At 49.9% G+C, this 18997-nt stretch carries 13 protein-coding genes; 10 read left to right on the top strand and 3 right to left on the bottom strand.

Annotation, left to right across the window (positions count from 1 at the left end; all coding sequences use genetic code 11):
• Positions 1-47 precede the first annotated feature (47 nt).
• From ACGHTT_RS12895 to ACGHTT_RS12885, 3 genes are all read left to right on the top strand, one after another.
• The gene (locus ACGHTT_RS12895) at positions 48-1220 is read left to right on the top strand and encodes a serine hydrolase domain-containing protein (RefSeq protein WP_390591087.1); all 1173 of its coding nucleotides are present in this window, start codon (positions 48-50) and stop codon (positions 1218-1220) included.
• Positions 1217-1447: a SlyX family protein gene (locus ACGHTT_RS12890; RefSeq protein WP_390591086.1), complete on the top strand. Its 231-nt coding sequence runs from the start codon at positions 1217-1219 to the stop codon at positions 1445-1447. The genes ACGHTT_RS12895 and ACGHTT_RS12890 overlap by 4 nt, the downstream gene beginning before the upstream one ends.
• A gap of 166 nt (positions 1448-1613) precedes the next feature.
• Positions 1614-4967, top strand: a complete 3354-nt coding sequence (locus ACGHTT_RS12885; RefSeq protein ID WP_390591085.1) for an EAL domain-containing protein — start codon at positions 1614-1616, stop codon at positions 4965-4967.
• Positions 4968-4981: 14 nt separating this feature from the next.
• Here ACGHTT_RS12885 and argS read toward each other — a convergent pair whose 3' ends face one another.
• On the bottom strand, positions 4982-6715 hold the full coding sequence (gene argS, locus ACGHTT_RS12880; RefSeq protein ID WP_390591084.1) for an arginine--tRNA ligase: 1734 nt from the start codon (positions 6713-6715) through the stop codon (positions 4982-4984).
• Between the two features lie 157 nt (positions 6716-6872).
• Here argS and ACGHTT_RS12875 point away from each other — a divergent pair, with 157 nt between their 5' ends.
• From ACGHTT_RS12875 to ACGHTT_RS12865, 3 genes are all read left to right on the top strand, one after another.
• Entirely contained in the window at positions 6873-8675 is a 1803-nt protein-coding gene (locus ACGHTT_RS12875; RefSeq protein ID WP_390591082.1) for an aminopeptidase P family protein, read from the top strand.
• 190 nt (positions 8676-8865) lie between these two features.
• Positions 8866-9918: a response regulator gene (locus tag ACGHTT_RS12870; RefSeq protein ID WP_390591081.1), complete on the top strand. Its 1053-nt coding sequence runs from the start codon at positions 8866-8868 to the stop codon at positions 9916-9918.
• Positions 9918-10871 (top strand): GGDEF domain-containing protein, encoded by a 954-nt coding sequence (locus ACGHTT_RS12865; protein ID WP_390591080.1) that lies wholly within the window; start codon positions 9918-9920, stop codon positions 10869-10871. Before ACGHTT_RS12870 ends, ACGHTT_RS12865 begins: the two co-directional genes overlap by 1 nt.
• Before the next feature lie 38 nt (positions 10872-10909).
• Here ACGHTT_RS12865 and ACGHTT_RS12860 read toward each other — a convergent pair whose 3' ends face one another.
• The gene (locus tag ACGHTT_RS12860; RefSeq protein ID WP_390591078.1) at positions 10910-11503 is read right to left on the bottom strand and encodes a class GN sortase; all 594 of its coding nucleotides are present in this window, start codon (positions 11501-11503) and stop codon (positions 10910-10912) included.
• Positions 11500-13758 carry a marine proteobacterial sortase target protein gene (locus tag ACGHTT_RS12855; protein ID WP_390591076.1) on the bottom strand — a complete coding sequence of 753 codons (2259 nt, stop codon included), beginning with the start codon at positions 13756-13758 and terminating at the stop codon, positions 11500-11502. The genes ACGHTT_RS12860 and ACGHTT_RS12855 overlap by 4 nt, the downstream gene beginning before the upstream one ends.
• A 176-nt stretch (positions 13759-13934) precedes the next feature.
• On the opposite strand from ACGHTT_RS12855, the gene pdsR reads away from it, so the two are divergent.
• The 4 genes from pdsR (at position 13935) to ACGHTT_RS12835 (ending at position 18890) form a co-directional block, all read left to right on the top strand.
• Positions 13935-14627 (top strand): proteobacterial dedicated sortase system response regulator, encoded by a 693-nt coding sequence (pdsR, locus tag ACGHTT_RS12850; RefSeq protein ID WP_390591075.1) that lies wholly within the window; start codon positions 13935-13937, stop codon positions 14625-14627.
• A 12-nt stretch (positions 14628-14639) separates the two neighbouring features.
• The gene (locus ACGHTT_RS12845) at positions 14640-16697 is read left to right on the top strand and encodes an ATP-binding protein (RefSeq protein WP_390591074.1); all 2058 of its coding nucleotides are present in this window, start codon (positions 14640-14642) and stop codon (positions 16695-16697) included.
• A 170-nt stretch (positions 16698-16867) separates the two neighbouring features.
• Entirely contained in the window at positions 16868-17572 is a 705-nt protein-coding gene (locus ACGHTT_RS12840) for an OmpA family protein (protein WP_390591072.1), read from the top strand.
• An 835-nt stretch (positions 17573-18407) separates the two neighbouring features.
• Positions 18408-18890, top strand: a complete 483-nt coding sequence (locus ACGHTT_RS12835; RefSeq protein ID WP_390591070.1) for an Hsp20 family protein — start codon at positions 18408-18410, stop codon at positions 18888-18890.
• Positions 18891-18997 lie beyond the last annotated feature (107 nt).

Genomic DNA, 18997 nt, shown 5'->3' with positions numbered 1-18997 from the left:
ATATTTCGAGGTACAATTGCCAGCCTTGCGCTAATACAGGATCGCCAATGTCTGCCTTTCCATCATCGGGTGCTGTCGCGCCAGGTTTCGAGCCAGTCGCTCACGTGTTTAATGAGATACTCGCTGAAGCGCCACAAGGTGCAGCATTGGCTGTGTATCGAGATGGCCACCCGCTTGTCAGTCTGTGCGGCGGTGCGCGCGATAAAGCCGAGAGCCTAGCTTGGCAACCAGACACGCGGGTAAATATTTTTTCGGCCGGCAAAGCCCTAGTGGCTTTGGCTGTATTGCAATTGGTTGCGGACGGAAAACTGTCGCTGGACCAACCTATTGCTGAAATTTGGCCCGCTTTTGCGGCCGAGGGAAAAGCGGGCATTACGGTTCGCCAAGTATTGAGCCACCGCTCTGGCGTCAATGCGTTTCACGATAAGGTTGCCGATAGTGCGATTTTTGATGGCCAACAGGTATGTACACTGATAGAGCGGGAAGCACCTTGGTGGCAACCCGGCACTGAGCAAGGTTACTCGCCTATTCTCTATGGTTGGATTCTCGCTGAGGTAGTGCGGCGCGCGAGCGGTGCCGCTAGTTTTAACGAATATTTTCAACAGCGCATTGCGCAGCCTTTAGGGTTATCCATCAGCTTCGGGCTGGCCGCAAGTGAACAGGCGAGTCTAGCCGATGTTGGTTCGCTGCGAGGTACCAAACCAGAGCCCAGTGTTCTAGCTTTGGGTCGAGCTATGAAGGACGAGCCAGCGGGTGTCGTCAATAAAGCCTTTACAAACCCTTTGAGTTTAATGGTGGGCACTAACAGTGTAGCTTGGCGCAGCGCGGAAATACCGGCCGCGAACGGCGTTTCAAGTGCATTGGATTTGGCTCTTGTGTACAGTTCCTTGGTCAATGACGAACGCCTATTAACAGAGGCTAGCAAGTCGCTTTGCTGGCAGGAGCAAAGTCAGGGGCTGGATCGAATTCTACAAACTCAGATGCGCTTTTCACTGGGTTTTATGCTGACCCAAGTGGGCAAAGATCGTCGTTTGGGCCGAGGTAATAGTGCTTTTGGTCATGCTGGTGCAGGCGGGTGTCTAGGCTTTGGCGATCCAGAGTACGGCGTTGGATTCGGGTTTGTGTCAAATCAAATGGCTCAAAGTCTGCTGATTGATAGTCGGGGTCAGCGCTTAATTGATGCTGTTTATTCTTGTCTGGAAATGGATGCAAAAAAATGAGTGACGATTTGGTGGAACAACTGCAAGGGCGGATTGATGAGTTGGAAATGCGACAGGCATTTCAAGAGGATACACTGACGGAACTGAACGCAATTTTAGCGCGCCAAGATGCTGAAATCTTAAAGTTGATTGCGCAAGTGCGCAGCTTGTCGGACAAGCATTTAGATTTACAGTATCGTATCGACCAAGGAGGCGACGTCTCCAACGACCGTCCGCCGCATTACTAAACTTGCAGGCAACTCCGCGCTTTTCTATGAGTCGTTGAACTCATAGTTGGTTCTAAAGTACCTGTTTGTTGGTATGTCGCCACTCATTTGTCGCCTAATGTTCCTTTTGCCTATAACTCAACTAGACTTGTGTGAGTAGCTAACTCTGCCACCGGCGACCTACTGGATGATGGGATCTCAAACAAATAGTTCTTTACCGCTGGATTGGCCGGCAATAGACACCGATGTGTCTATTGGCTTGTTTTGGAAGGCGTTAAATCTCGCTGATGTCGCGCTTTGGCGCTGGGATATGAAGGCCGGCCGCTTATATTTATCGTCCCAGTTTTTCGCTTTTTCGCAATTAGATTCAGCCCATCCCATCGATAGCTTCGATCAGTTATTGGGTTTGCTGGCGCCAGCTCAACAGGAGAAATTGTTGCGTACGGTTGGGCGAGCAGTAAAGCATAGGCGCGTGCGCTTTGGCTGTGATATCCAATTAAATAATGGAACTTGGGTCTATTTTTTGGGCGGCTGCGAGCACAACGGGCGCGAAGTGGTTGGTTTTGTGACAAATTCCGTGCTCAATCGCAGCACCACTGAAAGCTTGGAAACCAATCGCCAGTTATTTGATGGCTTGTTTGACTCTAGCCACGTTGCTACGGCGCTCCTCACGGCCGAGGGCACCATGTTGCGGGCAAATTCTGCGTGTGAACACTTGTTTCAGTTAACGCCGGGTTCGCTACTCAATCGATTCAATGGCAGTAATGTGCTTGAGGACGCTATTTTTTCCGAGGCGCCGTTAACGCAGTATGAAATGATGGCTTCGTTTAGTGAAGGCAAAGCCCTAACGTTAAACTTGGCGTGTAATCTTGGTCACTTGTTGGATGTCCAGCCCAGTGAGGCTCAAGTACTCCAGTTACGTGCTCGTATGTCTCCGATGTTGGACGAACAGGGGCGCTTACGTTTTATTCTAGTCCAGTACGAAGATAGGTCTGCCGAGCTTCAAGCAAGAGCTGCCTTGGCTAGAAACACCAATCTGATGAGTGGTGTTTTGAGCCACCGCGGTGCGCCACCTATTGCGGTAAAGGATTTAAAGGGTACTTATCTGCTCGCGAATGACCGCTATCAAAATCTCTTCTTTACTGATCACAACAATATTATTGGCTCGCGCGATGAATACTTGCTCGAGTCATCGACGGTATCTTTGCTGCATCGAAGAGAGCAAGAGGCGATTAATCGAGAAGATACGATTACCGAAGAGCAATCGCTCCCCCTCATTTCGGAACAGCCGAAAGACTATGTCTGGTCATGTTTTCCTGTGCGCGATGAAAATAGCAGTATTTTTGCCGTGGGACACATTTTTACCGATATTTCACATATTCATCAACAGCAACAGGTTATCAATAAGCAGCGTAAGGAACTGCGTTTACTACTCGATAACGTCCAAGACATGATTCTGTATTTGGACCGATGGGGGCGAGTGAAAAATAGCAATGCCAGTGCTGACGCTTTTTTTCATGGTAAAGCGTTGAATGGTTTAACGCTGGTTGAAGTGTTTGTTAACTGCCCGCAAATTCCGCAGTTGCAGCGTGAAATTATGCAAGTCGTGAGAACCAATTATTCGGAAGTGGGTGTTACCGAAAACCTATGGTTTGGCGATCGCCAGTATTGGTTTGAAGTGGATAAAGTACCAACCTCAACCGATAGCGGAGAAGTGGATGGTGTCATGTTGGTTCTCCATGATGTCACCCGGCAAAAAATTATTGAGCAAGAATTATTGGATAGCGAGGGCCGCTATCGTGCATTCATCAGCAATTGCATGGACGGCATCTGGTGTTGCCGATTAGAGCCGCCCATTGATGTAACCTTACCGGTAGAGCAGCAAGTGGATCTGTTGGGGGAGCGAGCGCTGTTCTCCGAGTGCAACCAAGTCATGGCCGAATTTCGAGACTGTTCTAGCCCCGAATCTATGTTGGGTGTGCCGATGTTTGATCGTGGCATTGAAGCACATCGCGAGGGAATGAGGCGCTTTATTGCGGCGGATTATCGTCTGCTTGATATTCCCACCTTCCGCGACAAGAATAATGGCGAACGCTTGGAGTTTACCGTTAGTACCTTAGGTATTGTCGATAAAGGGTTTCTATCTCATGTCTGGGGCATCACCCGAGATGTAACCGAGAAACACCGTTATTTAGCCAAGATGGAGTATCAGGCAAATCATGATGCATTGACCGGCTTGCCCAATCGGAATTTTTTATATAAGAAAATAAAGAAAATTTTAACTGCAAAATCGTTAGATCAATTGGTGGCTTTGTTGATTATCGATTTAAATCGATTTAAAGATCTTAATGATACGTTGGGTCATCAAACTGGTGATAAGCTGCTCAAGCAAATTGGGCCGCGTTTACTGGACGAGCTGTCGTACATTGACTCTACTGTGGCGCGTTTAGGTGGCGATGAGTTTGCTGTGTTTTTACCCTCCATTCGCAACGCTCAGCAAGCCGTTGTTGTCGCTCACCGCATCTTAGACGTAATCAGGGAACCTTATAATTTAGACGGTTTTCACAGCGAAATAGGTGCTGCAATTGGTATCTCTATCCGCTCAGAAAAGGCTAATGATGTTAGCACTTTGATGCGTTTTGCCGATGTTGCTATGTATAACGCCAAGGCGCAGTACTCGGGAATAGCGGTCTACAGTTCTGATATTGATCCACATTCACCTAAACGGTTCTCGCTGATGAGTGAGTTGCGGCGAGCGATCCGCGAAGATGAATTGTTTTTACATTTCCAGCCTAAGATGGAGTTGTCGACCAAACGATTGCATGGTTTTGAGGCTTTGTTGCGCTGGGATCATCCCACCTTGGGCTTCGTATCGCCGGCTGAATTTATTCCCATGGCTGAGGCCACTGATATTATTCATCCATTGACAGAATGGGTACTAAAAAAATCTATCGAGCAATGTCGTCAGTGGCATGATCGTGAATTTTTCGTCACGGTGGCGATTAACCTATCCACCCGAAATTTGATGGATGAGAAGTTGCCGCGGAAAGTTGCCAGTTTGCTAAGGGAGGCGGGGCTTCCGCCTACGGCGCTGGAATTGGAAATTACCGAAAGCGCCATCATGAGCGATCCAACTCGGGCGTTACTTATCCTGCAACAATTGAGTGAGATGGGCATTAAGTTGTCTATTGATGACTTTGGTACGGGTTATTCCTCGCTGGCTTATTTGAAGAAGCTACCGGTGCAGGCTCTAAAAATTGATTACTCGTTTGTGCTGAATATGTTGCAGGATAAGCAAGACGAAATTATCGTGCGCTCGACCATAAACTTAGCCCACAACTTAGGTTTACATGTGGTTGCTGAGGGCGTGGAAAATCAAGAAACGCTATCGTGCTTGCAGGCGATGGGGTGTAATCAAGCCCAAGGGTATTTCTTAGGTAGGCCCATGCCTGAAGAGTCAATCGCGGAGTGGTATTCGAAAACGGATTGGTTAATTGATCAAGAGGGCGATGAAGTCCCTCCCGTGTTATTAAATGATTAACCGATAAACCCAATTTACATTTTTTCACTCACTTCTATACCAAGCATATCCAAGCCCAGCGCTAATGTTTTAGCGGTTGCCTGACTTAGCATGAGGCGACTATTTTTTACCTTTTCATCTATTCCATCTTTTAACATTGGGCAGGCTTCGTAAAAGCTCATGTATAAGCTCGCTAGCTCATAGAGGTAGTTGCATAAAACGTGGGGCAGAGCTTCAGCGCTCATTTGATCAAAGGCTTCAGCCAATTGCAAAAGGCGCAATGCCAAGGCTTTCTCTTGCTCTGCTTCTAAGGCAATAACAGCACCGGTCGGTAGGCCGCCAGCTTTGCGAAAGATGCTTTGAATGCGTGTGTATGCGTATTGTAAGTAGGGGCCGGTATTGCCTTCGAAGGCCAACATTGCATCCCAATTAAACACATAGTCGTTGGTGCGTGTTTTCGATAAGTCGGCGTATTTCACCGCACCAATGCCAACCTTGCGGCCAATGTCTTGCACCTCGGCGCTGGATAGCTCGGTGTTTTTTTCAGCGACAACTTTTGTTGCTCGCTCAACCGCTTCATCTAATAATTCAGCCAGCTTTACCGTGCCGCCAGAGCGGGTTTTGAACGGTTTGCCGTCGCTGCCCATCATGGTGCCAAAGGCATGGTGTTCAAGGCTAACCCCGTCGCCAGCGTAGCCGGCTTTACGGCCGAGCGTAAACACCTGTTGCATGTGCAGTGATTGACGGGCATCAATAAAGTACATAATGCGGTTGGCGCCGAGTTTGGTTACGCGATGACGCATGGCTGCTAAATCGGTAGTGGCGTAAAGGAAGCCACCGCCTTGCTTTTGAATGATGACCACAGAAGGGTTGCCTTCTTTGTCTTTCATTTCGTCGAGAAATACAACCTTCGCGCCTTGGTCTTCTACTGCAATGCCTTTGTTGACGAGGTCGGCTACAAGGATAGGCAAGTCATTGTTGTAGGCGCTTTCACCCATCACATCGTTGGGGGTTAAGGTAACATTGAGCTTGCGGTAGTTTTCTTCACCATGCGCTAAAGAAATGGATTTGAACTCTTGCCAGAGTTCTAAAATTCTGGCGTCACCGCCTTGAAGTTTTACCACATAGTCGCGCGCTTTCTGGGCGAAATTTTCGTCTTGGTCGAAGTGCTGCTTAGACTGTTGGTAGAATTTTTCTAAATCTTTGAGTGCGATATTGGCGCTTTCATTGCTGGCTAAATGTTCTTCCAATTCGGCAATTAACATACCAAATTGTGTCCCCCAATCGCCGACGTGATTTTGTCGAATAACCTTGTGGCCTTGGAACTCCAGTAGGCGCGCAAGTGCGTCGCCAATAATCGTAGAGCGTATATGACCCACATGCATTTCTTTAGCCAGGTTGGGTGCCGAGTAATCGATCACCACGTTGAGCGGCTCGGCGACTTTGGTCAAAGCGAGGCGCGAGTCTTGTAATAGGTGTGTCACCTGGTCGCTCAACCAGGTTGGGTTGAGGTCAATGTTAATAAAGCCAGGTCCAGCAACTTCTACCTTGGTGGCAATGCCGGTTAAATCCAGGTGCTCAACGATGCGCGCAGCCAATTCGCGTGGGTTGGTTTTTAATTGTTTGGCCGCCGCCATAGCGCCGTTGATTTGGTAGTCGCCGAAGCCGGCTTTTTTGGACGGCGCGACGCTGGCATTGGCGCCAGCAGGTATGCCGGCAGCCAACATGGCGGCCTCGGCTTTTTCGGTGAGTAGGTGACGGATATTCATAGGGTATGTGGCTCTTGGCCTAGTTCATGGTGGCTGCAAAGGTTGCGGATTTTAACGGCCTGTGGCCCAGTTGCAAGGCGCAATCTTGGTGTCTGGCTGTGTAAAGGTCTGCTCAGTTCGTTACACTGCACGCCTTGGACCGTATTTTGGAGTCATTATGTCACAGCTTTTAGCCGTCGAGCCTCGTTTAACCGCGTTGCGCCAATCTTTAAAACAATTAGGGGTGCAGGCTTTTATCCAACCCAGAGCCGATGAGTACTTGGGCGAGTATGTACCCGAACACAATGAGCGTCTTTGGTGGTTAACGGGTTTTACCGGCTCTGCGGGCTTTGCCGTGGTAAGCCTCGAACAGGCGGCGATTTTTGTGGATGGCCGCTACACCATTCAGGTGAAGTCGCAAGTTTCCGCTAATCACTTCAGCTACCTCAGCATGGCCGACGATAGCTGGGAGGAGTGGCTAGCCCAAGTGCTAGCGAAAGGTGGCGACCAGCGCCGCGTCGGCTACGACCCTAAGATGCATACGGCTAGTTGGGCTGAACAGGCCCAAGCCGCACTGGCAAAGCGAGGTTTGGAGTTGGTGCCCGTGGTTAACCCCATTGATGCGCTCTGGTTAGATCGGCCAGCGCCCAGCGTTGGTGCCATGACTTTGTTCGATCACGCTGGCGCCGGCGCGACGAGCTTAGAAAAGCGCCAGCGCATTGGTGCCTTGATCGCCGAAGCGGGTGCCGATGTGGCCCTTATTACCGCACTGGATTCCATTGCTTGGCTCTTGAATATTCGAGGTCAGGACATCCCCCGTTTGCCCGTGGTGCTGGGAGCGGCATTGATAGATAGCCGCGGCGACATGGCCTTTTTTCTCGACCCACGCAAGCTCGTCTCTGGCGTTGAGGCGCATGTGGGTGCTGGAGTAACGTTTGCGCCAGAAGCCGACCTCGCTGCGGCCTTGTCCGGCCTTGAGGCAAAGCGCTTGTTAATCGACTGTGATCAATCCAATGCTTGGGCGCAGCAGGTGGCCAAAGCCGCTGGCGCTATCTTGGTGTCGGGTGCCGACCCAGCGGCGCTGCCGAAAGCTTGCAAAAACCCGGCTGAATTGGCCGGTATGCGCAAGGCCCATATTCGCGATGCCGTGGCGGTGTGCCGCTTTCTCGCTTGGCTTGATGCCGAAGTTGCCGCAGGTCGCTTTCACGATGAAGGCCATTTGGCCGACACGTTGTTGGGTTTCCGCAAGGCATTACCGGAATTTAAAGATACAAGTTTCGATACCATATCTGCCGTGGGCGGCAACGCCGCTATGTGCCACTACAGCCACCTCAATGGCGCACCAGCGGTGATGCCAAATAACAGCTTGTATCTGGTGGATTCGGGCGGTCAGTACCCAGATGGCACCACCGATATTACTCGCACTGTTGCCATAGGGCAGGTAACAGCTGAGATGAAGCGCATGGTGACCTTAGTATTGAAAGGCCATATCGCCCTGTCTTTGGCGCGATTTCCGAAGGGCACCACTGGTCATCAATTGGATGCGCTCGCTCGCCAGTTTCTCTGGGCCGAAGGCTTCGATTACGATCATGGCACTGGCCATGGTGTCGGTCACTATTTGAATGTCCACGAGGGCCCGCAGCGCATTGGTAAAGGCCCTGTGCGGGTACCGTTAATGCCGGGTATGGTGTGCTCAAACGAGCCGGGCTATTACCGCGATCACGCCTTTGGTATTCGCATTGAAAACTTGGTGGCAGTGCAACCCAGCAACGCTCTCCAAGGTTCGGAGCGGGAGACTTACGAGTTTGAAGTCTTAACCCTGGTGCCGCTCGACACCCGTTTATTCGACCTTGACTTGATGACCGCGCAGGAAATTGAGTGGGTTAATAATTATCATTTACAGGTGGCAAAGGTCATAGGCCCGTTGTTGTCTGGCGCGGATTTGGACTGGTTAAAGCAGGTGACGCAGGCGATCGGGTAAGCTGGTAGCCAGTCAATCGCGTTGGGGTTATCCCTTTGTTTCACCAAGGCTACAACCGCTTGTCGGGCGGTCGTGCGACCTTGGCGGCTAAAAAGTTTTGGTGAGCGTCACAATCTTCACGTTTAGCCAGCAAAGCCCAGAGGTTATGCCATACTGGTATAAGCCTAAATAAAAAGGGTACAGCTAACACGTGCGAATATTAATCTGTGATGACTCTGGTATGGCCAGAAAACAGGCGGCAAGATCATTGCCGCCTGGTTTTGCCGAGCACATTGTTTTTGCCGAGCACGGCGCCATGGCTCTCGAGGTTTTTGCCGCTGAAACCATTGATCTTTTGCTGTTAGATTTAACCATGCCGGTCATGGACGGTTTTGAAACCTTGGCTGCTATGCGCGAGCGTCAAATAGAGTGCGGCGTGATCGTCATCTCTGGTGATATTCAGCCTCGCGCTAGAGAGAAAGTGATGGCGCTGGGTGCGCTAGACTTTATTCAGAAGCCGATAGATACGGATAAATTGCAAAAAACCCTGCGCGACTATGGCTTTATTGGCGCTGAAGAGTTGGCAGTGGAGCAGCCAAAACCAGTGCCAATTGCGAGCCAGCCAAAACAAGATGTTGTGCCAGCCGTTGTACGCCCAAATAATCAAGAGATTGCAGTCAGCCCGCTCGATAGCCTGCGCGAGGTGTCAAATATTGCCATGGGTGATGCCGCCGCGAAATTGGCCAAGTTACTGGGGACTTTTATTCAACTTCCCATTCCTAATGTCGCTTGGCTAACGCCGGCGGAGTTGGAAATGGCGCTCGGTGTTTTTCAGTTGGGCGGTCAGACCGTGGTCAGCCAGGGCTTCGTGTCGCGGGGTATGGCCGGCGAGGCGATTCTCTATGCCGATCGCGATGGTGTTACTGGTTTGCGTCGGTTAATGGCCGAATTGCGTTCGCAAGCTGAGTCGAACAACGCGCCAATTTTAGATTCCGCGTCGGTATTGATTGGTGCTTTTTTATCCCGTTTTGGTAAGGAAGTGGATTTAACGTTTAGTAAAAGCCAGCCGGTGATGTTGGCTGAAAATATTCTCGGTAGTGAATATATTTACAATTCAGCGATTGACGATGTGCTGATGGTGGAAATCCCCTACGTATTTTCTGAGCGCGATTTTGGTTGCGACTTAATGATCTTAATGCCGAAGGTGAGCGGCGAGCATATATTAGAGCGCGTTGGCCTGTTGCTTGATGAGGAGCTCAATTAATGGAAATGCGCGAAGTACATTGGCTCATGGATATGGTTACCCATATTGATTTGGGTTTGGTGGTGTTTGATCGCAGCGGCAAAGTTGAAGTGTGGAATCACTTCATGGAGAATCATTCAGGTTATAGCTCTACAGAAATGCGCGCTCGCAGCATATTTGAAACCTACCCTGTGCTCGCCGAGCCATGGTTTCAGCGCGAGTTGGATACCGTCTTGTTGTTAGAAAATGAAGTGTTTATCACCTGGGAACAGGTACCACATTTGATGGCGTTTTCGGCTTATCGACCGATTACGGCAAAATCCCATTTCATGTATCAAAATATCGTGCTTCGCGCTATACACTCCGCAGAAGGCGAGTCTAATCTAGTCACTATGACGCTCTACGATGTTACCGATATTGCTGTTAATAAATTAGCACTACAGTCGGCAAATCAAGAACTGGCAATTTTAAGTCGTACAGATCGTTTAACAGGGTTATTTAACCGTGGTTATTGGCAGGAGCAGTTGGAGCATACCTGGTCGTTACACAAGCGGTACAGTCGGCTCTACAGTTTAGTTATATTTGATATTGATCATTTTAAAAAGGTTAATGACACCTACGGCCATCAAGCTGGTGATGTGATTATTAAATTGGTTGCTGCGCTGGCACAGGAGTGCGCACGCGACAGTGATTGTGTTGGTCGCTATGGCGGTGAGGAATTCACCATAATTTTGCCTCATACCGATAGTGAAGGCGCCAGAATTTTTGCTGAACGCTTGCGTAAAAAAATTGAAGCTCAGTTGGTAACCTATGAAGAGCACGAAATTCGGTTTACCGTGAGCTTGGGTATTGCGCAAATTGATTCGGGTTATGCATCGGAAACGGCTTGGTTTGAAGCTGCAGACCAAGCGCTGTACCAGTCGAAACACGGTGGTCGAAATCTCGTGTCTATCGCACCCGCACCCGCTGCTTAGGCCTCACCTTAGTCCTTAATGTATCGACACGAGTCAGATTAAAAATTGATGCGTTCGCTGGTAACAACCCAGCGTTTGTTCGGGTCGCTTTCTATCGTATGAAACGGATAGCAGGTGACCAGTATCAGCCCCTCTGTAGCCTGCTTTTCTAATGCAGTTTGATGAATATCGATGACCCTTACATCGGTGATGCGGTATGCAATCCAGTCGCCGTGATGCGTTTGAACAGCGAGCCGCTGCCCTGGTTTGGCGTTTTCTAAGGCCGCAAAATGTGTATCCCTGTGGCCACCGATGACACTAAAGCCCTGGCCAAGTGTGTCGCTACCCGCTACTAAGCCCGGTCCGAAAGCTAGGCTGTTGCCCTGAGCGCCATCGAGCACCATTAACATTTTTTTATTGGGTAGCTGTAAGCGCGCCACCGGTCTCGTATCGGCCCAAGCCCAAGGCGTAATTTTTTGCTCGGGCGACGCCAAGGTTTTTTGCCACGCATGTTGAATGAGCAGTTGAGCCAGTTCTGCCTTGATATGTATCCAGCTGGCGCTGGCGCCGAAGTAGAGGCCGCAAAGCAGCAACGCTGTTTGTAGCAGTCGGGCATTTAATCCGCGATTAAGGGCAGCAATAACTTGTCTCATGCGCCTAACTTCCGCAGTATACCGTAGGCTAAGCGCCTAGCTTTCAACATTGACCCAAGTAACAGTAGAACTAGTGCAATCAAAGCCTGTTGTGGCGCTGAGGTGGCGGTTTTTGGGTAGGCAATGTCAGGTACTTTTTGACCAAAAGGAACGGCATTGGCAACGGCGTTGGTGTTGAGCCTTTGATCCTGTGGGCGTTCAGCTTCAGGCGTTTCATCCACCGCGATAAAACTGGTATAGGGTGAGAGTAGTTCGTGATTAAGGGCAATAGGTAAAACGACTGCGCGTACTTCTGTTTCGTCTTTACCTCGAACTTTTTCATCGAGTAGCGCCTCGATTTTAGCTCTGGCCCACAAGGTCGCGATACCTTTGGGTTGCGGTTCAGACGCCAGTGGTGCTTTTGTCGATGAGGGTATGTTCAGTGTTATATTGCGGCTCCAGCGCGTAGTCTGACTATTGCCGGTCACGGTAACTGTTTGGGTGTTTACGATAGGCCTTTGAAACTTGACCGCCAATAATAAAGGTTCGTGAATGTATAAGTCGGGAATCCGTTCGGGCCATATCTCAGCCTCAACACCTGCGGGCCATTGCACATTGACTTGGCTGAGTAAGGTAGCGCCGAGCTGATCAAATAACGGCTGCATTTTCGTCGCAACTTCTCGGCTATCGCCGATATGGGTAAAAGTGCCTCGCCCAAACTGCGCGGCTTTGCGCATGAAGTAACTATTAGGTGCCGAGCCTATCCCAACGGTAAACAATCGCGCATTGGCCAATTTTTCGTGAATCAAGGCGAGCAACTGTGCTTCATTGCCAACGCTACCATCGGTGATGAACACGATTTGTTTTAACCATTCGGTGTTGGTGTTCGCACTCAGCGCCGCGTCCAAGGGTGGGTAAATTTCGGTGCCGCCAGACGCTTGGAGGCGGTTAACAAACTGTCGCGCTTTGGTTTGGTTGTGGTGATCAGCGCTAGCCGATTGGGGAAACAGTTGGCTGAAGTTTGAATTGAATTCGATGATGTTGAACTTATCACTGGCGTTGAGCTTTGCAATGGCTAACAGCAAGCTTTCTTTTGCTTGAATAATTGAAGGGCCAGACATTGAACCAGAAGTGTCAATAATAAAGGTAATATCCCGCGCTATGCTTGCGAGTGCATTGCGACTGGTCGGTGGCACTAACAGCAATAGACCATAATCTTCACCATGAATCGATTCTGTAAATAGCGCAATTTCAGGCTGTTGATTGGCCACGGGCTGCCAGCTGAGTTCGAAATCCCTGTCCATGGCGATATACGGCGTTTGAGTGCTGATGTGATGGGTGTCGCCATCTTTATAAAGCTGTATGTCGTGGTAGCTGCTAGTCACTAACGCTAAGGGTAAACCCGCTTTTAGATCGATTGAGAGTTTCATTGGGTTGACGAGCTTTGTGTCGTTGGTTTGCGCGGTGTTGGGTGGATAGTAGTAAGGGGTGATGCTGGCGGCGTCGGGCACAAGGGTTGTTGGTTTGCCCCAACCCATCGCGTTGGCTAGAAATGCGTCGGTTGGTTGAAGGTGCAGAGCGAGATCTGCAGCAATCGTTTGCTGGTCAGTGCGCTCTGGATTTTTCAGGACTAAAGGCGGTCTCGGAATGTAGCGCGGGGTTAAGGTCATCGGCAGACGCCAGGAGAATCTACCCTGTTTGTAATCCACCGGTTGTGTGACATGTAACTCAATTGAAACACTTTCACCCGGCGCGATATTGGCGATCTTTTGGCTGAATAGATTGGGTCGATGCTGCTCAGTTAGCGCGGCTTTTTTGCCCGCTTGTTTTGCCGCTTGGTATAATTTTTGGGCTTCGGCTTTCTCTCGGATACGAGCCACCACATGGCGGGCACCAATATGCATTTCCATGCGATTAACCGCCGAAGTTTCACTTAAAGGAAAGGTGTAGATCGCCTCCTGCCATTGGTCAGTCTGGTTTTCAAAGTGTTGAGTCAGCACCAAGCGGGCTACCATACCGGTTATCTCAACCTGAGCACTACTTTCGAGGTGGGTTGCTTGCACAAAATGTGTGCCTTGTTGAAAGGCCAAATTACCGGATTCAAGTTGTTTTGACGCTGGAAAATTTTCGGCTCTGGCAATATCGGACAGAGCAAGGCCGAGTAATAAAAACGTGGTAGTGCCGATAACTTTCACCCAGTGGCGCTGGAGAAATCCGGGGCGTTTCGGTTCTTCGAGTATCAGGTGTTTGGGGATGCGGCGCGGTGTGAAGCACATAGTGTTCTCCTGTAGGGTTAAGGCTAAATCAAACCTCGTGATGTTATTTAGCGCGATAAAACCGTCGGGAAGCGGTGCAAAACGGGGCGAGGTGGTGATCAATTGTGGCGAAATATGGCGAGGGTGACCGATATGGGCCGATACCGTTACAATGGGCGCAAGTAAAGGATTAATCTATGGCACGACATATTGCAGTAGTAGAGGACGAGGCCGATTTGGCGGCCAATTGCCGTTCAGCTCTAGAGCGGCAAGGTTTTAAAGTTTCCGTATTCGCCGATAGACCCGGCGCTCTCGCGGCATTTCGCACGCGCTTGCCAGACCTCGCCATTATCGATGTTGGGCTAGGCGCTGAGTTTGAGGGTGGTTTTGAGCTGTGTCGCGAATTGCGCAGCTTATCGCCATCGGTACCCATCATATTCCTGACGGCGCGCGACAGTGATTTCGATGTGGTATCGGGTCTACGCTTGGGCGCCGATGATTATTTAACCAAAGACATCAGTCAGCCACACATGTTAGCGCGCGTGAATGCATTGTTTCGGCGTATCGACGCACTTAACCATGCCAGCCATGGGAATGCAGAGTTGTTAACGCGCGGTGATTTATGTATTGATTTAGATCGCATGTCGGCCACCTGGAAAGAGCAATTTCTGGAGCTTACTGTGACAGAGTTATGGATTTTGCAAGCTCTCGCCCGTCACCCCGGCCACGTGAAAAGCCGTCAACAACTGATGGATGCCGCCAACGTTGTACTCGATGACAATACCATTACTTCGCACATAAAACGGTTGAGGAAAAAGTTTCAAGTCATCGATACTGCCTTCGATGGCATTAAAACGGCTTATGGAATGGGCTATCGCTGGGATGCTTAACGAGTTGTTGTCATGCAATTAACGCGACAACTGGTGCTGGTTGGAACGCTAACACTGATATTGCCTTGGTCTGGCTTGCAGTTTATTGCCGAAATGGAAGCGAGCTTGCGCGATGGTCAAACTCGCGCCATGAAGGCGAGCGCGCAGGCCGTTGCAAAATTGGTGGCGAGCGATGCCAATTATTTTAGCTTATTAAGTCGACATCTCGCCCCGGGGGGGCAAGATGCCTTATATGCGCACCCTTTATTGGCCGCACCTATTGTCGATGGTTATGACGACGAATGGCGACATTTCCCGTTTAGCGCGCGTAGCTTAGCCGGCGCTGATAGTGATTTTAGCGCTGACTTACAGCTCGCCTTTATTAATGGTAATTACTACGGCTTTTTACGGGTGCAAGACGGTAAATTAAATTACCACAATCCATCAAAGCATCCGGTCGCTAGCGGAGACCATATTCAACTTTTTGGGATTAATGCAAAGGGTTTAATCGCAGCCTATAAACTCTCGGCCAGCGCGCCCGGCAAAGCGCAAGCCTATAAAGAAGTGTCGACCGGGCGCTTCAGTCAAGAGCATAGTATTAAAGCTTACTGGCAGGAGCGCTCCGGTGGCTATCAAGTCGAGTTTCAATTTCCCGAAGCGAGTTTTGGCAGCGCGCTCGCGCTCGCGGTTGTTGATGCTGATGGTAACGGGGCCAGCAGAACAGTTTCCACTCTTCCTGTTGGGCAAACGGTGCCACCTATAGTGCGCGTGCAGCCGGTGCTTGAAAATCTGTTGGCAGTTTTTACTGAATGGGATCAACGATTGTCTTTATTGTCGGTAGATCAATGGCTGATCGCCGATGTTGGGCATTACGTTGGGCAGCAACAGCTCAGCGATTTTGACGATGAAAGTGGGCAAATGGATCGCTCGCGGTATCAGTGGTTGTGGCGCTTGTTTATTCGACAACCACACTTTCCACAGCTCGATGATCCTGCGATAAATGGGCGGTTTTTATCGCCTACACTGCAGGCAGATGCGCTTGCTATGGTTGATACACAATGGTATCGACGGCGCGATAGTTTAGTAGCCCGCGTATTGGTGCCTATTACCTTAGCTGGCGATCAAATCGCCGGCTATGTGGTTATCGAACAGGCTACTGACAGCGAAAGCGCTGCGTCGGCCAGTGCTTTGTGGCGCCTATTGCGCTACAGCTTGCTCTCCGTGTCCGTCATTGGCTTAGCGCTGATTGGCTACGCTAGTTGGTTGAGTTGGCGAGTGCGGCGCTTAAGTCGCGCAGTGGAAAATGCACTGGGTGAAAAGGGCGCCATTGAGCAAGCGTTACCTGAAAATTTTAGTGCCGATGAGTTGGGTGATTTAAGTCGAAGCTTTTCCTCTGTGCTGGGTCAGTTGCACGAATACACGAGCTATTTGAAAACCTTGTCGAGTAAGTTGTCTCATGAGTTGCGCACACCCTTGGCTGTGGTAAAAACCTCGCTCGATAATTTACAGCACGAGACATTAACAGAGCAGCGCCTAATCTATTCTGAACGCGCCCAAGCCGGTGCCAATCGTCTTTCGGGCATATTAAATGCCATGAGTGCGGCGAGTCGCTTGGAAGAGTCGCTGGTGCAGTCCGAGTTTGAAACTATTGATCTGGGTGCCTTAGTCACCGAGCTTGGTCAAGCCTATAGCGATATATTTTCGCGCACTATCGAGGTTGATATCGACTCGATAGATTGCACCGCCCGGGTAGTGCCGGAATTATTGGTGCAGTTGTTGGATAAGCTGGTGGACAATGCGGTGGATTTTTGCCCAGCCGAGGGTCGCATAGTGCTACAGCTTACACGCAAGGGAGAGTGGTTTAGCGTATCGGTCGATAACGATGGCCCTTTATTACCGAATGTGATGCAGCATCAGTTATTTGATTCATTGGTATCTGTTCGTGCTACAGCTAGCACAGAAAAGACACACCTCGGTTTGGGTTTGCACATTGTCCGATTGATTGCTCTGCACCATAAAGGCAAGGTTCTCGCCGCTAACCGCAGTGATAGTGCCGGCGTTATTTTCACCCTTCTCTTGCCCGCTGCATAGTCCGCCTTATAACCCGCCACATTTCGTCATAATTCATCCCTAAACTGTCCTTTTCCTGGCACAGCTTTGCCCGTTTGAATTGGTTTACTAAGCATCAAGGGGAAACAACCCGAGCAAAGTAAACAAATCCAACACATGTTTTGCCAACAACACACAACAGGAAAATGATCATGAAAAAAGTTATCGCAGCCTCTATCGCCATTGCCACTTGCGCGCTGAATACCCCTGCGGCTAAGGCCGATTATACGGAAGTCAAACAAGGTACCGCTTTCACCACCGGCAGTGTGGTTGGAGCTGTGTTAGGCGGCCCTATTGGTATGTTCATCGGCGCATTGGGCGGAGCCTATGTGGCTGAACAAATTAAACAAGTCGATCAGCAGGAGGATCTTGCCGTGGCATTAGTTCAGGCCGAGCAGCAGTCAAAAGTCTTAAGTTTGGAGCTTGCAAAACGCAATGCCGAGTTGGCTGAACGCGAGGAAAACCTAGCTCAGTTGCAAGATCTAGCGCTCGATAAATTACAGCTGCAGGTGATGTTTCACACCGGCTCCGATGTGCTAACAGAGCAAGGTGCGCAGCAGCTGCAGTCGCTGGCAACTTTTTTACAAAAAAATGCCGACTTAGTGATTCATCTCAATGGCCACACCGACCCACGCGGCACCGATGAATACAATAATGTACTGTCACAGTATCGGGCCATCTCGGTACAGCAAGCCCTAGAAGCTCAAGGTATAGAGCCAGATCGCATCGCCGTTAGCGCCTACGGTTCTGGCCAGTCGCGCGCCAATCGCGGTGACTTGGAAGCCTACGCGCTGGAGCGCCGGGTCGATATCGACATTATCAAACCTGCCCAAGAAGCCATGGCGATGGGGCACTAACCGCTTAGTCCGGAACCTGTGTGTTCGTCGCACAAGGACGCGCGCCGTAAAATACTCCCATTTATTCAAGGAGGAATGGATGGGAAACCACTAACCAAGGAGGTGTGAAACTATCTGAGTTTATAAAGCGTAATTTTTTGTGTGCTGCCACACAGCTTGCCCACCCCGCGTGGGCCTTTTACGTCCAGGGATGGACCGTATCCGAAAGGAGGCAGGACGCCGATTCGGATTCTCCCCGTCAGAGTGCCACCAAGCAGCAACGTGCATAAACGCCATGCCATTTACAGACCGTATCCGAAAGGAGGCAGGACGCCGATTCGGATTCTCCCCGTCAGAGTGCCACCAAGCAGCAACGTGCATAAACGCCATACTATTGGTACAGACCGTATCCGAAAATAGGCAGGACGCCGATTCGGATTCTCCCCGTCAGAGTGCCACCAAGCAGCAACCTGCATAAACGCCATGCCATTGGTACGGACCGTATCCGAAAAGAGGCAGGACGCCGATTCGGATTCTCCCCGTCAGAGTGCCACCAAGCAGCAACGCGCATAAACGCCATGCCATTGGTACAGACAGTATCCAAAAAGAGGCAGGACGCCACGTCGGATTCTCCCCGTTAAAGGTCTATTAACCTTCAGTCCAATACACCCCTTAATCCAATTTTTATAAGCAAAAATAATAAACCCTATTTATTTAATAAAATAAAATTTTAAAATAGACCGTTGAAATGTATGTCGACGCCCCTAAATACGTGCTTGTGAGTGGGCTGTCCGCTGGAGGTCTTCTCACCTTTGATTGTTTTTATTTTGTGTTGCTTCTTAAAGGAGAATATTTTATGAAATCAATTGACCTTACCCCTCTCTATCGCAGCAGCGTTGGCTTTGATCGCTTGGCATCTTTGATCGATAGTGCCTTGACAACGGACGCAACCGCGAATGGTTATCCACCTTACAATATTGAGATGCGTGATGAAAATCAGTACGCCATTACCTTGGCCGTGGCCGGTTTTATCCAGGCTGAGCTCGATATTCAAGTTGAAAAGGGTGTGCTGACTGTTCGGGGCACAAAAAACGCCAAAGATGAAGGTCGGTACCTGTTTCAGGGCATCGCAAACCGCACCTTTGAACGCAAGTTTAACTTGGCGGATTATGTCGAAGTAACAGACGCGGATCTTTCCAATGGATTGCTTACAATCAATCTCGTGAAAGAGATCCCCGAAGCCATGAAGCCTAAATCTATTGCCATTAATCATCGTGGCAATGTGTTAGAGCATACGGCGGAGGAAAAAAATACCAAAAGTGACAAGGTGGCAGCCTAGCCAAGAAGAAGGGTGCACACGTGTGCACCCTGTTTAATTAACAACTACTACCGTTCAAACTTAGCGGGTTTTTGCTCGGGTAACCGGCGTTGGAACTTTACGTTGAT

The organism is Simiduia litorea (assembly GCF_042853465.1).
Taxonomy (GTDB): Bacteria; Pseudomonadota; Gammaproteobacteria; order Pseudomonadales; family Cellvibrionaceae; genus Simiduia; species Simiduia litorea.
This window is presented reverse-complemented; position numbering and strand designations above follow the sequence as displayed.

What these genes read in the sequence shown, in the direction of transcription:
- ACGHTT_RS12895 (WP_390591087.1), top strand. Translation starts at nt 48, where the DNA reads ATGTCTGCCTTTCCATCATCGGGTGCTGTCGCGCCAGGTTTCGAGCCA.
- ACGHTT_RS12890 (WP_390591086.1), top strand. Translation starts at nt 1,217, where the DNA reads ATGAGTGACGATTTGGTGGAACAACTGCAAGGGCGGATTGATGAGTTG.
- ACGHTT_RS12885 (WP_390591085.1), top strand. Translation starts at nt 1,614, where the DNA reads ATGATGGGATCTCAAACAAATAGTTCTTTACCGCTGGATTGGCCGGCA.
- argS (WP_390591084.1), bottom strand. Translation starts at nt 6,715, where the DNA reads ATGAATATCCGTCACCTACTCACCGAAAAAGCCGAGGCCGCCATGTTG.
- ACGHTT_RS12875 (WP_390591082.1), top strand. Translation starts at nt 6,873, where the DNA reads ATGTCACAGCTTTTAGCCGTCGAGCCTCGTTTAACCGCGTTGCGCCAA.
- ACGHTT_RS12865 (WP_390591080.1), top strand. Translation starts at nt 9,918, where the DNA reads ATGGAAATGCGCGAAGTACATTGGCTCATGGATATGGTTACCCATATT.
- ACGHTT_RS12860 (WP_390591078.1), bottom strand. Translation starts at nt 11,503, where the DNA reads ATGAGACAAGTTATTGCTGCCCTTAATCGCGGATTAAATGCCCGACTG.
- ACGHTT_RS12855 (WP_390591076.1), bottom strand. Translation starts at nt 13,758, where the DNA reads ATGTGCTTCACACCGCGCCGCATCCCCAAACACCTGATACTCGAAGAA.
- pdsR (WP_390591075.1), top strand. Translation starts at nt 13,935, where the DNA reads ATGGCACGACATATTGCAGTAGTAGAGGACGAGGCCGATTTGGCGGCC.
- ACGHTT_RS12845 (WP_390591074.1), top strand. Translation starts at nt 14,640, where the DNA reads ATGCAATTAACGCGACAACTGGTGCTGGTTGGAACGCTAACACTGATA.
- ACGHTT_RS12840 (WP_390591072.1), top strand. Translation starts at nt 16,868, where the DNA reads ATGAAAAAAGTTATCGCAGCCTCTATCGCCATTGCCACTTGCGCGCTG.
- ACGHTT_RS12835 (WP_390591070.1), top strand. Translation starts at nt 18,408, where the DNA reads ATGAAATCAATTGACCTTACCCCTCTCTATCGCAGCAGCGTTGGCTTT.